Source organism: Amaricoccus sp. (genome assembly GCF_017995835.1).
Taxonomy (GTDB): domain Bacteria; phylum Pseudomonadota; class Alphaproteobacteria; order Rhodobacterales; family Rhodobacteraceae; genus Amaricoccus.
This window is the reverse complement of record NZ_JAGOID010000035.1, coordinates 13,990-27,539: the sequence shown is the minus strand read 5'-3', so window position 1 is coordinate 27,539 and position 13,550 is coordinate 13,990. Positions and strand designations below refer to the sequence as shown.

The window sequence follows — 13,550 nt, the reverse complement described above, 5'->3', positions numbered from 1 at the left end:
GCCACATAGCCGAGATGCACATGGGCGAAGCGGCGGATCTCGCTGCCGACGACGCCCGCCCGGTGGCGCTCGAGGTCCGCGACGCCAGCCTCGGCCGCGCCCTCGACCACTTCTCGATTTCCCTGCGCAAGGGCGAGATCACCGGCGTCTACGGCTTCATGGGCTGCGGCCAGATCGAGCTCGCCCGCGCGCTCTTCGGCAAGCTGAAGCTCTCCGGCGGCGAGGTGGCGCTCGACGGCGCCCCCGTGCGGCTGCGCTCCACCTCTGCCGCGCGGCGCGCCGGCATCGCCTTCGTGCCCGAGAACCGGCGGATGATGCTGTTCCGCACCGAGCCGGTCTACAAGAACGTTTCGATCGCCATCCTCGACCGTATCTCGCGCGTGCTCCTGAAGCCCACGCGCGAGCGCGAGATCGCCGCCGAGCATGTCCGCGACCTGCAGATCCGCCCGCCGAAGACCGGCATCGCGCTCGGCTCGCTCTCCGGCGGCAACCAGCAGAAGGTCGCGCTGGCGAAGTGGCTCACGTACCTGCCGAAGGTGCTGATCCTCGTCGAGCCCACGCGCGGCATGGACGTCGGCGCCAAGGAGGACGTGATCCGCATCCTGAAGTCGCTGCGCGACCGCGGGGTGGCGATCCTCGTGCTCTCTACCGAGCCGGAGACCATCCTGACGCTGGCCGATCGTGTCACGGTGATGAAGCGCGGCGCCGCCAGCGCCGAGTTCGCCACGGGGCGCATCACCAAGTCCGACCTCCTCGCAGCCGCCTGACGGGAATCCCATGACCAGCACAGACGACATCGGCAGGCAGGACGGCGGCGTGCGGCGCTTTCTCGCCGACCAGCTCCGCAACATCGCCCCCGTGTTCACGCTCCTCGTGCTGGTGGCGTTCTTCGCCTTCGCGAGCCCGTCCTTCTTCACCGTCGCGAATGCTATGAACATCGCGAGTCAGGTGTCGATCACCGGCATCATCGCCGTCGGCCTCACGTTCGTGATCCTGACCGCCGAGATCGATCTCTCCGTCGCCGCCATCGCCAACGCGATCGGCATCACGGTGGCGTTCTTCACCTTGCAACCGGACTACGTGAACATCGCCAACGTGCCGCTGCCTGGCGTCATCGCGGTGGTCCTGACGCTGCTCTCCTGCTTCGCCTTCGGCTGCCTGACCGCCTTCGGCGTGACCCGGATCGGCATCCCGTCGTTCATCATGACGCTCGCGGTGATGCAGATCGCCAACGGCGTCTCGGCGCTGCTGGTGCGCGGCCAGATCGCCTACAACTTCCCCGACATCGTCCACTATCTCGGGGCGACCTCGATCTTCGGCATCCGCTGGACGATCATCGTCTGCCTGATCTTCCTCGGCGTCGCGCATTTCGTACTGACCTACACGCGCTTCGGCCGCTACGTCTACATGGTGGGCGGCAACCGCGAGGCGGCCGAGTATTCCGGCGTCAACGTACGCGCCATCATCGCGGCGGTGATGATCATTTCGGCCATGTGCTCGGGCGTGGCAGGGATGCTTGGCGTCGCCTATTTCGGCTCGGCGCAGCAGAACCAGTTCGACACGTTCCTGCTCGACGCGATCGCCGCGGTGGTGGTCGGCGGCACCTCGCTCTTCGGCGGGCGCGGCGGCATCGGCAACACCATTGTCGGCCTGCTGGTCCTCGGGGTGCTGAACAACGGCCTCGACCACGTCCAGATCGACAGCTTCCTGAAGATCCTGATCCGTGGCCTGATCCTGCTTATCGCGCTCATCGTCAACGTCTACGCCCAGGTCCTGCGCGAGACCGGTCCCCAGACGGATTGACGACCGCGAATCACATACTCGTGAGGCGGCCGCGCTCCCGCGTGGGGGCCGTTCTTATTCGGAGCAAAGGTGCGCGCCTGCACAACCGTGCCGAGTATAGCGAGACGGCTTTGGCGACATTCTGCGCGCGCCACATGCATTGAGGGCATGCGATCGGCGGTATTCTGGCGGGAACGCTTTACGCACCAAACTCCGTCAACTAAGTTTTCCGGGCCGAGGGAGGGGTTTCTTCGGAATATTCTGCTGCGCACGCGATGGGCCATCCATCGTGCGATGTGGGTTTGTCATGAGGAAGAGTCATGGGTATCTATGATGGGTACTACAAGTATCAGTACAGTGTTTCCTATCTGAGCGGGCTAGACAGCCTTTCGGCGCGCGATCCATCGGGACACGGCAACAACCTGACGCACGATGACTGGGGATCGGCGCATCACGCCTTCCGCAGGGAGACGCCCAACAGCTACCGCGACGGGCTCGGCCTGGAGTGGGATCTGCCGATCCAGAACAATGGCTCCCAAGGCATTCCACCGAACGTGGACAGCCCCAACCCGCTTTTCGATCGCGTCGGCGACATGCCGCGGCCGCGAGACATCACCAACCTGATCATGGCGCAGCCGACCGACGGGGCCGGCAACGACATCGACATTCCCAGCTCGGCCAGGATCTCGGAATATTTCCAGTTCTTTGGGCAGTTTCTCACCCATGACGTCGCTGAGGCCCAACTCGTCGGGTCGAGCGACTTCGACGGCGACCCGGTCAACGCCGACCTCCCTGGCGCGCCGCTCTTCCTCGACGGCCTGCTCTTCCCGTTCGCCCGCACCCCGGACGCGGACGGGAATCCGTCCAACGGCAACGAGCGCAACCAGATCAACGACGAAACGAGCTATCTCGACCTGTCGAACGTGTACGGGAGCGACCAGCGGATCCTCGATCTCCTGCGGGAGCGCGATGCGGGCGGCGACCACACCGCCCGCCTGCTGACCGGACCGAACGACGTCCTCCCGACCATCCAGGCGGTGTACGATCACCATTCGCCGTTCGACGGGTCGCTGACCGAGGACAGCGTCTTCACGCTGATCAACGCCAACGCGCCGGGTTCGCCCGCGGCGGGGGTGATGACGGACTTCGCCGCCGGCGACAACCGGGTGAACCAGCAGCCGCACCTCGCCTCGCACCACATCCTGTGGCTGCGGAACCACAACTGGCACGTCGATCAGCTAGAGGCGGCCTATCCCGGCTGGACCGAGGACCAGCTCTTCGAGGCGGCGCGCGCGCTGAACGAGGCGGAATGGCAGAACGTCGTCTACAACGAGTACATGACGAAGCTGGTCGGCAAGAACGCCCTCTCCGCCTATTCGGGCTACAAGCCGGACGTGGACCCCACCGTCATCAACGAATGGACCACGGTCGCCTTCCGCTTCGGCCACGACGAAACCCGTGACCGGCTCGACGCGCTGGACGAGCGCGGTACGGTGCTTCAGACCCTGACGCTCGGCGAGGCGTTCGCGCTCGGCGCCGACGGCGTCCGCACCGACGTCGATCTCAACAAGTGGGTCCGGGCCCAGCTCTCCGCAGTGACGCAGGAGATCGACGGCAAGGTCGTCTCCGGCAACCGCAACGTCCTGTTCGGCATTCCCGGACCCGGACCGGGCGGGTTCGCGACCGTCGACCTCGAGGTCTTCGACATCGCCAGGGGCCGCGACCATGGCGTCGGGCGCTACAATGCGCTTCGCGACGGGCTCGGCAACGGGCTCGACCCCTATGACGACTTCGATGACTTCGCTGCTGCGAACGGGGTCGACGCCGCGACGCTTCTCGCGCTCAAGCAGCTCTACAACACCGGCCCCGACACGAATGGCGATGGCGTCCCGGACACGGACGGCATCGACCGGCTCGACGCGATCGTGGGCGGCTTGCTGGAAAAGAAAGCGCCGGGTTCGCTGCTCGGCGAAACGTTCACACTGCTCAACGTCATGCAGTTCGAGGCGTTCAGGGACGGCGACCGGTTCTTCTATCTCAACCGGTTCAAGGACAACCCCGACCTGATCGATATGATCGAGTCGATCTCGCTCGCCGACATCGTCGAGCGCAACACCTCGATCGACCACGTCTATCGGGACGCCTTCCTCGGGCATGCCCGCAAGGGCGGGACCAACGGCAACGACACCATCAACGGCGCCAACGGGCACGATCTGCTCATCGGCTTCAAGGGCAACGACAAGCTCTACGGCAAGAAGGGCAACGACGACATCTACGGCGACGACGGCAACGACCAGGCCTGGGGCGGCGACGGCGCCGACATGATCTGGGGCGGCGTCGGCAAGGACAAGCTCAACGGTGATGGCGGTCACGACTATCTCGACGGCGGCGCGGACGACGACGAGTTGCGCGGCGCCGGCGGCGACGATTTCCTGTTCGGCGGCTCGGGCAAGGACAAGCTCTGGGGCGGCCGCAACGCCGACTATCTCGACGGCGGCGAAGGTAACGACCAACTCCGTGGAGAACACGGCCGGGACACCTTTGCCTTCGGCTACAACTCGGGCAAGGACACGATCTACGACTTCACCAGGGAGGATCGGCTCGATCTGTCCGCGCTCGACTTCCACACGGTGCAGGACGTGCGTGACGCCAGCTACAAGTCCGGCAGGCACACCGTCATCGAGCTCGACGACTACGGCGCCTCGGTCAAGCTGATGAACGTCGCCTGGAAGCTCGGGTCCGCCCAGCTCATCCTCGCCGATGACGGCGGCTTGCTCGTCTGATGCGGTTTCCGTCTGAAGGCTTCGGCGTCAAAGGTTTACGGCGGATCCTTCGATGCACGCTCCATGCACGACGTATGCATAACGCATATGCCAGGCAAAAGAGTCGGAATTGAATCGTTAATGCGCGAGGCATTCAGGCGGAGGCCGTGTGACAGCGACGCCTGAACGAGAAGCGGCGGCCCCATCGGGGCCGCCGTAGCTGTTCCGTGATATGCGGACGGCTGGCCGCGGCATCGCCCCGCGCCCGTCAGGATCGGGCGCGCCTCGAAGGGACGCGCCCGCGCGCGGTCAGGCGAGCATGCCCATCGGATGCTCGATGTAGTCCTTCAGTTTGGCGAGGAACTCCGCCCCGAGCGCCCCGTCGATCACCCGGTGATCGACCGAGAGCGTCACCGACATTGTCGTCGCGATGACGATCTCGCCGTTCTTCACCACCGGCTTGGTCACGCCCGCGCCGACCGCGAGGATCGAGGCGTGCGGCGGGTTGATCACCGCGTCGAAGTTCTCGATCCCCATCATCCCGAGGTTCGAGATCGCGAAGCTGCCGCCCTGGTACTCGTGCGGGGCGAGCTTGCGGCTGCGCGCCCGCCCGGCGAGATCCTTCATCTCCGCCGAGATCGCCGAGAGCGTTTTCTTGTCGGCGTCGCGGATCACCGGGGTGAAGAGCCCGCCCTCGATCGCCACCGCCACGGCGACGTCCGACGGCTTCAGCTTCAACACCCGGTCGCCGGCCCAGACCGCGTTGCAGTCCGGCACGGCCTGCAAGGCCAGCGCGCAGCCCTTGATGACGAAGTCGTTGACGCTGAGCTTCACGCCACGGCTCTCCAGCTCCTTGTTGAGCTGGCCGCGGAACTTCAGCAGCGCGTCGAGCTCGATCTCGCGGCGCAGGTAGAAATGCGGGATCGTCGACTTGGCCTCGGTGAGCCGCGCCGCGATCGTCTTGCGCATCCCGTCGAGCTTGACCTCCTCGAACTCGCGATCGGCGTAGATCTTCTTCACCGTTTCCGCGTCCGGTCCCGCCGGCGCCGCGGCCGCCGGCGCCTTGGCCGGGGCCGCCGCCGCAGCCGGGGCCGCTGCGGGAGCCGCGCCCGGCTTCGCCGCCTCGACGTCCGCCTTGACGATGCGCCCGTGCGGGCCGGAGCCCTGCACCGCCGCGAGGTCGAGCCCCTTCTCCTTGGCGATCCGCCGCGCCAACGGCGAGGCGAAGACCCGTTCGCCCGAGCCCGCCGCAGGCGCCGCCGCCGCCGCCGGGGCCGTCGCGCCGTTCGCCTTGGGGGCAGGGGCCTCGGCCGCCGGCGCGGGAGCGGCCGCTGCCTTGGCCGCCGCTGGCGCGGCCGAGATCGCCGAGGCGTCCTCGCCCTCCTCGAGCAGGACGGCGATGACGTCGTTGACCTTCACGCCCTCGGTTCCCTCGGGTACGACGATCTTGCCGAGCACGCCATCTTCGACGGCCTCGAACTCCATCGTCGCCTTGTCGGTCTCGATCTCGGCCATCACGTCGCCGGAGGCGATCCTGTCGCCCTCCTTCTTGAGCCAGCGCGCGAGCGTGCCCTCCTCCATCGTCGGCGAGAGGGCGGGCATCAGGATGTTGATCGGCATGACCGGCTCCTCAGCGGTAGGTGACGGCCTTCACGGCCGCGATCACTTCGGGAACGGTCACCAGCGCGAACTTCTCCAGGTTCGCGGCATACGGCATCGGCACGTCCTTGCCGGCGACGTTGATCACCGGCGCGTCGAGCCAGTCGAACGCCTCCTGCATGATCGTCGCCGAGACGTAGTTGCCGACGGACCCCTGCGGGAAGCCTTCCTCGACGGTGACGCAGCGGTTGGTCTTCTGCACCGAGCGGACCACCGCGGCGGTATCCATCGGCCGCAGCGTGCGCAGGTCGATCACCTCGGCCTCGATCCCCTCCTTGGCGAGTTCGTCGGCCGCGGCGAGCGCATAGCTCATGCCGATGCCGAAGCTGACGATCGTCACGTCCGAGCCCTTGCGCGCGATCCGCGCCTTGCCGATCGGGACGGTGAAGTCCTCGAGGTCGGGAAGCTCGAAGCTCCGGCCATAGAGGATTTCGTTCTCGAGGAAGATCACCGGGTTGTTGTCGCGGATCGCCGATTTCAGGAGACCCTTCGCGTCGGCCGCCGTGTAGGGCATGCAGACCTTGAGGCCGGGGATGTTGGAGTAGAGCGCCGCGAAGTCATGGCTGTGCTGCGCCGCCACGCGGGCCGCGGCGCCGTTCGGGCCGCGAAACACGATGGGCGCGCCCATCTGGCCGCCTGACATGTAGAGCGTCTTGGCTGCGGAGTTGACGATATGGTCGAGCGCCTGCAACGCGAAGTTGAAGGTCATGAACTCGACGATCGGCCGCAGCCCGGCAAAGGCGGCTCCGACCGCCATGCCGGCGAAGCCGTGCTCGGTAATCGGCGTGTCGATGATGCGCCGCGCGCCGAACTCGTCGAGCAGGCCCTGGCTGATCTTGTAGGCGCCCTGGTACTCGCCGACCTCTTCGCCCATCAGGAAGACGTCGCCGTCGCGGCGCATCTCCTCGGACATGGCGTCGCGCAACGCCTCGCGCACCGTCTGGGTCTTCATCGCCGTGCCGGCGGGAACCTCGGGCTCGGCCTCCGGCTCGGGCGGCGCGGCCCTGGGCTGGGCCGGCATCTTCTCGGCCGGCGCGGCCTCGCCCGGGGTCTCGATCGCCGCCGCCGGCGCGGCCGGCGCCGCGACCGCCGAGGCGTCCTCGCCCTCCTCGACCAGCACCGCGATCGGCGTGTTGACCTTCACCCCTTCCGTGCCTTCGGGGATCAGGATCTTGCCGACGAGGCCCTCGTCGACCGCCTCGAACTCCATCGTCGCCTTGTCGGTCTCGATCTCGGCGAGGATCTGGCCCGAGGCGACCTTGTCGCCCTCCTTGACCAGCCACTTCGCCAGCGTGCCCTCTTCCATCGTCGGCGAGAGGGCCGGCATCAGAATCTGCGTCGCCATGGTTCGGCCCCCCTCAGGCGTATACGTCGGTCCAGAGCTCGGATTCGGCCGGCTCGGGGCTATCCTGGGCGAACTGCGCCGATTCGTTGACGATCGCCTTGATGGTCTTGTCGACCTCCTTGAGATCGTCCTCGGTTGCGAGGTTCCCCGCCATCAGCATGTCGCGGACATGGTCGATCGGGTCGCGCTCCTCGCGCATCTTCTGCACCTCCTCGCGTGTCCTGTACTTGGCCGGGTCCGACATCGAGTGCCCGCGATAGCGGTAGGTGTTCATCTCGAGGATGTACGGCCCCTCGCCTGCGCGGCAATGCGCGGTCGCCTTCTCGCCTGCCGCCTTGACCGCGAGCACGTCCATGCCGTCGACGGCCTCGCCCGGGATGCCGAAGGCCTCGCCGCGGGTGTAGAGCGCCGGGGTCGACGACGCGCGCTTCAGGCTGGTGCCCATCGCGTACTGGTTGTTCTCGATCACGAATATGCAGGGCAGCTTCCAGAGCGAGCACATGTTGAAGCACTCGTAGATCTGGCCCTGGTTCGCGGCGCCGTCGCCGAAATAGGCGAAGCTGACGTTGTCGTTGCCGCGATACCTGTTGGCGAAGGCGAGGCCCGCGCCGATCGAGACCTGGGCGCCGACGATGCCGTGGCCGCCGTAGAACTTCTTCTCCGCGGAGAACATGTGCATCGAGCCGCCCTTGCCGCGGCTGTAGCCGCCCGAGCGTCCGGTGAGTTCGGCCATCACGCCCTTCGGGTCCATGCCGCAGGCGAGCATGTGGCCGTGGTCGCGGTACGAGGTGACGCGCTGGTCCCCTTCCTTCGCCGTGGCCTCGAGCCCGACGACGACCGCTTCCTGACCGATGTAGAGGTGACAGAAGCCGCCGATCAGGCCCATTCCGTAGAGCTGGCCGGCCTTCTCCTCGAAGCGCCGGATCAGCAGCATCTCATGGTAGTACTCGAGCAGCTCTTCCTTGGATGCGTTGGGTCTCTTCGCGGTCGCGCGGCGCGCAGTCGCCATCTGCCTTCCCCCCGGATCGTAAATTGGTTTAACTTTAAACCAGTGGCGATTATATCCCGCCGCAAGCGGGATGGAAGGGGTGTAATCGATTTCGCAGTTTCAGCGAACGAGGATTTCGTCGGGACGGCCGAGGCCCAGGACCCGCCGGGCCTGCTCGTCGAGCAGGTCGAGGTCGAGGCTTCCGCTCGACAGCCGCTCGGTCTTGTTGGCGATCGCGGCGCGGGCGGCGCTCAACTCGGCCAGTTCGGCGGCGAGCCGCTTTTCCTGCGCCTCGATCTGGAACAGCCGGAACAGACCGTGCTCGCCCTGAAGCGCGGCAAAGGTCAGGTAGCCCATCAGGGCGATGGTGACGACCGCAAAGACCGAGCCGGCCACCGCCCCGCGCTTCGGCTCGCTTTCTGAATTGAATCCAGCCATTTGGCCCCGAACGTTCGATCGTTCGCGGACTATGGCCGAAAACGCGGGCGTTGTGAATCCCCCAAAGGGTTAACGCCGCGAGGCGCGCCGTGCGCCGCGGGGGGAATGCAGAACGGGGACCGTCGCCGATCCCCGTCCGATGTGCCGGGAGGGCCGGCTACTCGCGGCCCTTGTAGATATCGACGAGCTTGCCGAGCATCGCCATGGCGTCGGCGCGGCTCCGCTGGAAGGTGTTGCGGCCGATGATAGAGCCGTTGCCGCCGCCGTCGCGGATGGCGCGCGCGTCGTCGTAGACCGCATCCGACCCCTTGGCCGCGCCGCCGGAGAACACCACGATCCGCCGCCCGCCGAAGGCGGCGTCCATGCAGTGCGCCACGCGCTTCGCCTGGGTCGAGACGTCGATCTTGCGGTCCTCGTAGACCTTCTTCGCCTCCGGCAGCATCAGGTGGTCGGTGGAGAGCTTGATCTTGATGACATGCGCGCCGATCAGCGCCGCGATCTGCGCGGCATAGGCGGCGACGTCGATGGCGGTCTCGCCGTCCTTGGTGATCGCCTCGCCGCGCGGATAGGACCAGATCACCGTGGCGATGCCAACCGAGGCGGCCTCGCGGCGCATCTCGACGATCTCCTCGTACATGTCGAGCTGAGCGTCGGAGCCCGGATAGATCGTGAAGCCGATCGCCGCGCAGCCGAGGCGCAGCGCGTCGTCGACCGAGGCGGTCACGGCCTGGTTCTTGCCCGCCCCGTCCGACATCAGCGAGTTGGCCGAGTTGGCCTTGAGGATCGTCGGGATCTGCCCGGCGAAGCTGTCCGCCCCCGCCTCCAGCATCCCGAGCGGCGCGGCGTAGGCGTTGAGCCCGGCGTCGATCGCCATCTGGTAGTGGTAGTGCGGGTCATAGGCCGGGGGGTTAGGCGCGAAGCTGCGCGCCGGCCCGTGCTCGAAGCCCTGATCGACCGGCAGGATGATCATCTTGCCGGTGCCGCCGAGCCGGCCCTCCATCAGCATCCGGCAGAGGTTCCCCTTCACGCCCGGGTTCTCGCCCTCGTAGTTGGCGAGGATCTTCTGCACGGCGCGGCTGGCCTTCATGGTCGGTCCTTTCTCACTGGGTAATTAGCGTCACTGGTCGAGAGCCGCCACGCCGGGCAGGGTCTTGCCCTCGAGCCATTCGAGGAAGGCGCCGCCGGCCGTCGAGACGTAGGTGAAGTCCGATGCGGAGCCGCTCGCGTTGAGCGCCGCGACGGTGTCGCCGCCGCCGGCCACCGACAGCAGCCGGCCCGCCTTCGTCAGCGCCGCCGCCTGTCGTGCCGCCGCGTCGGTCGCGACGTTGAAGGGCGGGATCTCGAAGGCGCCGAGCGGCCCGTTCCAGACCAGCGTCCGCGCCCCCGACAGCACCGTGGCGATGCGCGCGATCGAGTTCGGCCCGGCGTCGAGGATCATCGCATCCGGCGGGCAGGCGTTCGCCGCCACCGTGTCGTTCTGCGCCCCGGCCTTGAACTCGCGCGCCACCACCACGTCGACGGGCAGCACGATCTCGCATGCGGCCTTGTGCGCCTTGTCCATGATCTCGCGGGCGGTGTCGGTCATGTCGTGCTCGCAGAGCGACTTGCCGACGTCGATCCCCTGCGCCGCGAGGAAGGTGTTGGCCATGCCGCCGCCGATCACCACCGCGTCGACCTTTTCGATCAGGTTGCCGAGAAGCTCGAGCTTGGTCGAGACCTTGGCGCCGCCCACCACCGCCACCACCGGCCGCTCGGGCCTCGCCAGCGCCTTCTCCAGCGCCTCGAGCTCGGCCTGCATCAGCCGCCCGGCCGCCGAGGGCAGGAGGCGCGCGATGCCCTCGGTCGAGGCGTGCGCCCGGTGCGCCGCCGAGAAGGCGTCGTTGACGTAGACGTCCCCGAGCTTCGCCAGCGCCGCCGCAAAGTCGGGATCGTTCTTTTCCTCGCCCTTGTGGAAGCGGGTGTTCTCGAGCAGGAGCACGCCCCCCTTCGGCAGCGCCGCCACCGCGGCCGCGGCCGCGTCGCCCACGCAGTCCTCGGCGAAGGTCACCTCCACCCCGAGCGCGTCGGAAAGTGCGGGCAGCACCTGGCGCAGGCTCATCTCCGGCACGACCTTGCCCTTCGGGCGGTCGAAATGCGCGAGCAGGACCGGCTTGCCGCCCCTGGCGAGGATGTCCCTCACCGTGGGCGCGATCCGCTCGATCCGCGTCGCGTCGGTGACCCGGCCGTTCTCCATGGGAACGTTGATGTCGACCCGGGTCAGCACGACCTTGCCGTCGAGATCGATGTCGTCGAGGGTCTTCCAGGTCATCCGCTTCCCCTCAGAGCAGGCTTTCCGCCTTGGCCGCCACCGCCTCGGCGGTGATGCCGAAATGCGGATAGAGCGCCTCGATCGGGGCCGACGCGCCGAAGCCCTCCATGCCGACGAACCCTGCCTTGCGCCCGTCGCCGCGCTCGTCGCAGAGCCAGCGGTCCCAGCCGAAGCGGAGCGCCGCCTCGACCGCCACCCGCACCGGCCCGCGCGGCAGCACCTTGCGCCGATAGGCCTCGTCCTGCCGCTCGAAGAGCTCCCAGCACGGCATGGAGACCACCCGCGTCCAGATTCCCTTGGTTTGCAGGATCCTGCGCGCCGCCATCGCGATCTCGACCTCGGACCCGGTCGCCATCAGGATCACCCGCGGACGCCCTTCTCCCTCCGCGAGGATATAGGCCCCCTTCGCGCTCAGGTTCGCCCGGCTCGGCGTGGTGCGCAGCGTGGGCAGGTTCTGCCGGGTCAGCGCCAGAATCGACGGGGTCTTCTCCGCGGCGAGCGCCAGTTCCCAAGCCTCGGCGGTCTCGATCACGTCGGCGGGGCGGAAGACGTTGAGGTTCGGCATGGCACGCAGGGCCGCGAGGTGCTCGACCGGCTGGTGCGTCGGTCCGTCCTCGCCGAGGCCGATCGAGTCGTGGGTGAGCACGTAGACGACCCGCACTCCCATCAGCGCAGAGAGCCGGATCGCGCCCCGCGCATAGTCCGAGAACACGAGGAACGTGCCGCCGTACGGGATCGCTCCGCCATGGAGCGCGATGCCGTTCATCGCCGCGGCCATGCCGTGCTCGCGGATGCCGTAGTGGACATAGCGTCCGGCGCGGTTCTCCGGGCCGAAGATGCCGAGTCCCCTGGTCAGCGTGTTGTTCGAACCGGTCAGGTCGGCCGAGCCGCCGAGGGTTTCGGGCGCGGCGGCGTTGATCACCTCGAGCGCCATTTCCGAGGCCTTGCGGGTCGCGACCTTGGGCGCCGCCTCGGCCTGCTCCTTGCGGTAGGCGGCCAGCGCCTTGGCGAGCCCCCTGGCCGGCTCGCCGGCGGTCACCCGGCGGAATTCGGCGCGCTTGCCGGACGGCAGCTTCTCGACCCGCGCCTCCCACTCGGCCCGCGCCGCCGCGCCGCGGCTGCCGATTGCGCGCCAGGCCTCCGCGACGTCCTTCGGGATATCGAACGATCCGGCGTTCCAGCCGTAGACCTCGCGGGTGCGCGCGATCTCCTCGGCGCCGAGCGGCGAGCCGTGCGCGGCGTGACTGTCCTGCTTGGTCGGCGCGCCGAAGCCGATATGGCTGCGGCAGTCGACGAAGGCGGGCAACGGGCTCGCGGCGGCTTCGGTCAGCGCCCGGTCGACGTCCGCGGGGTCGTGCGCGTCGCAGGAATGGACCGACCAGCCCGAGGCGGCGAAGCGCGCCGGCTGGTCGGTGACGTCCGACAGGCTCACCTTGCCGTCGATCGAGATGCCGTTGTCGTCCCAGAGCACGATCAGCCGCGAAAGCTTCTGCTTGCCGGCGAGGCCGATCGCCTCCTGGCTGATCCCCTCCATCAGGCAGCCGTCGCCGGCGATGACCCAGGTGCGGTGGTCGACCACCTTGCGCCCGAACCGCGCGGCGAGATGCTCCTCAGCGATCGCCATGCCGACGGCGTTGGCAAGGCCCTGGCCGAGCGGCCCGGTCGTGGTCTCAATCCCCTCGGCGTGGCCGTATTCCGGATGCCCGGCCGTGCGCGAGCCGAGCTGGCGGAAGTTGCGGATCTCGTCGATCGTCATCTGCGCGAAGCCGGTGAGGTGCAGAAGCCCGTAGATCAGCATCGAGCCGTGCCCGGCCGAGAGCACGAAGCGGTCGCGGTCGGGCCAGTGCGGCGCGCTGGCGTCGAACTTCAGATGCCTGGAAAACAGCACCGTCGCCACGTCGGCCATGCCCATCGGCATGCCGGGGTGCCCGGACTTCGCGGCCTCGACGGCATCCATCGCCAGAACGCGGAGCGCGGCGGCGCGCCGCCAGTGATCCGGATGACGTTCGCGGAGATCGGGGATGTTCACCTGACAGGGCCTCCCATTGGCGCACGGGCTCGGGCCCCGGCGAAAACTGGCGCACCATTAGCAGCCAATCCCCCTCGGTCAAGGCGGATTTCCCCTTGTCCGAGCCCGCCTTCCGGTGGATGCCCGGACGGCGGGATCCTTGGGCGGCGCCTCAAGCACGGCCCGCAAGGGACTGCGGCGCAACGGCCTGGCGGCCACCAGGTGCGCCGCCGGCGCACGAACGCGGGCAAGGCGCGCGC

General features: G+C 67.9%; 10 protein-coding genes. 3 read left to right on the top strand and 7 right to left on the bottom strand.

The genetic code is table 11. From position 1 onward, the window contains the following. The 3 genes from KBA23_RS07715 to KBA23_RS07705 all read left to right on the top strand — a co-directional run. A partial coding sequence (locus KBA23_RS07715; protein WP_290738949.1) for an ATP-binding cassette domain-containing protein occupies positions 1 to 767 on the top strand: 767 nt, incomplete at its 5' end. 10 nt (positions 768 to 777) lie between these two features. After that, positions 778 to 1,803 carry an ABC transporter permease gene (locus tag KBA23_RS07710; RefSeq protein WP_290738946.1) on the top strand — a complete coding sequence of 342 codons (1,026 nt, stop codon included), beginning with the start codon at positions 778 to 780 and terminating at the stop codon, positions 1,801 to 1,803. 299 nt (positions 1,804 to 2,102) lie between these two features. Then, positions 2,103 to 4,565 carry a peroxidase family protein gene (locus tag KBA23_RS07705; RefSeq protein WP_290738943.1) on the top strand — a complete coding sequence of 821 codons (2,463 nt, stop codon included), beginning with the start codon at positions 2,103 to 2,105 and terminating at the stop codon, positions 4,563 to 4,565. Positions 4,566 to 4,853: 288 nt separating this feature from the next. Here the strand turns inward: KBA23_RS07705 and KBA23_RS07700 are convergent, their stop codons facing one another. The 7 genes from KBA23_RS07700 to tkt form a co-directional block, all read right to left on the bottom strand. Continuing rightward, on the bottom strand, positions 4,854 to 6,164 hold the full coding sequence (locus tag KBA23_RS07700; protein WP_290738941.1) for a pyruvate dehydrogenase complex dihydrolipoamide acetyltransferase: 1,311 nt from the start codon (positions 6,162 to 6,164) through the stop codon (positions 4,854 to 4,856). Positions 6,165 to 6,174: 10 nt separating this feature from the next. Further along, entirely contained in the window at positions 6,175 to 7,548 is a 1,374-nt protein-coding gene (locus KBA23_RS07695) for a pyruvate dehydrogenase complex E1 component subunit beta (RefSeq protein WP_290738938.1), read from the bottom strand. A 13-nt stretch (positions 7,549 to 7,561) separates the two neighbouring features. Continuing rightward, a complete protein-coding gene (pdhA, locus tag KBA23_RS07690) occupies positions 7,562 to 8,557 on the bottom strand; it encodes a pyruvate dehydrogenase (acetyl-transferring) E1 component subunit alpha (RefSeq protein ID WP_290738936.1) in 996 nt (331 codons plus the stop codon). Between the two features lie 99 nt (positions 8,558 to 8,656). Then, entirely contained in the window at positions 8,657 to 8,974 is a 318-nt protein-coding gene (locus KBA23_RS07685; RefSeq protein ID WP_290738934.1) for a septum formation initiator family protein, read from the bottom strand. A gap of 157 nt (positions 8,975 to 9,131) precedes the next feature. After that, positions 9,132 to 10,061: a class I fructose-bisphosphate aldolase gene (locus tag KBA23_RS07680; RefSeq protein ID WP_290738931.1), complete on the bottom strand. Its 930-nt coding sequence runs from the start codon at positions 10,059 to 10,061 to the stop codon at positions 9,132 to 9,134. 30 nt (positions 10,062 to 10,091) lie between these two features. Further along, entirely contained in the window at positions 10,092 to 11,282 is a 1,191-nt protein-coding gene (locus tag KBA23_RS07675; protein WP_290738928.1) for a phosphoglycerate kinase, read from the bottom strand. A gap of 10 nt (positions 11,283 to 11,292) precedes the next feature. Further along, positions 11,293 to 13,311, bottom strand: coding sequence for a transketolase (gene tkt / locus KBA23_RS07670; protein WP_290738925.1), 2,019 nt, complete (start codon positions 13,309 to 13,311; stop codon positions 11,293 to 11,295). Positions 13,312 to 13,550 lie beyond the last annotated feature (239 nt).

Bases quoted from the DNA above. Each gene is read 5' to 3' on its own strand.
- KBA23_RS07705 (WP_290738943.1), top strand. From the start codon at position 2,103: ATGGGTATCTATGATGGGTACTACAAGTATCAGTACAGTGTTTCCTAT.
- KBA23_RS07675 (WP_290738928.1), bottom strand. From the start codon at position 11,282: ATGACCTGGAAGACCCTCGACGACATCGATCTCGACGGCAAGGTCGTG.
- KBA23_RS07685 (WP_290738934.1), bottom strand. From the start codon at position 8,974: ATGGCTGGATTCAATTCAGAAAGCGAGCCGAAGCGCGGGGCGGTGGCC.
- KBA23_RS07700 (WP_290738941.1), bottom strand. From the start codon at position 6,164: ATGCCGATCAACATCCTGATGCCCGCCCTCTCGCCGACGATGGAGGAG.
- pdhA (WP_290738936.1), bottom strand. From the start codon at position 8,557: ATGGCGACTGCGCGCCGCGCGACCGCGAAGAGACCCAACGCATCCAAG.
- KBA23_RS07710 (WP_290738946.1), top strand. From the start codon at position 778: ATGACCAGCACAGACGACATCGGCAGGCAGGACGGCGGCGTGCGGCGC.
- KBA23_RS07695 (WP_290738938.1), bottom strand. From the start codon at position 7,548: ATGGCGACGCAGATTCTGATGCCGGCCCTCTCGCCGACGATGGAAGAG.
- KBA23_RS07680 (WP_290738931.1), bottom strand. From the start codon at position 10,061: ATGAAGGCCAGCCGCGCCGTGCAGAAGATCCTCGCCAACTACGAGGGC.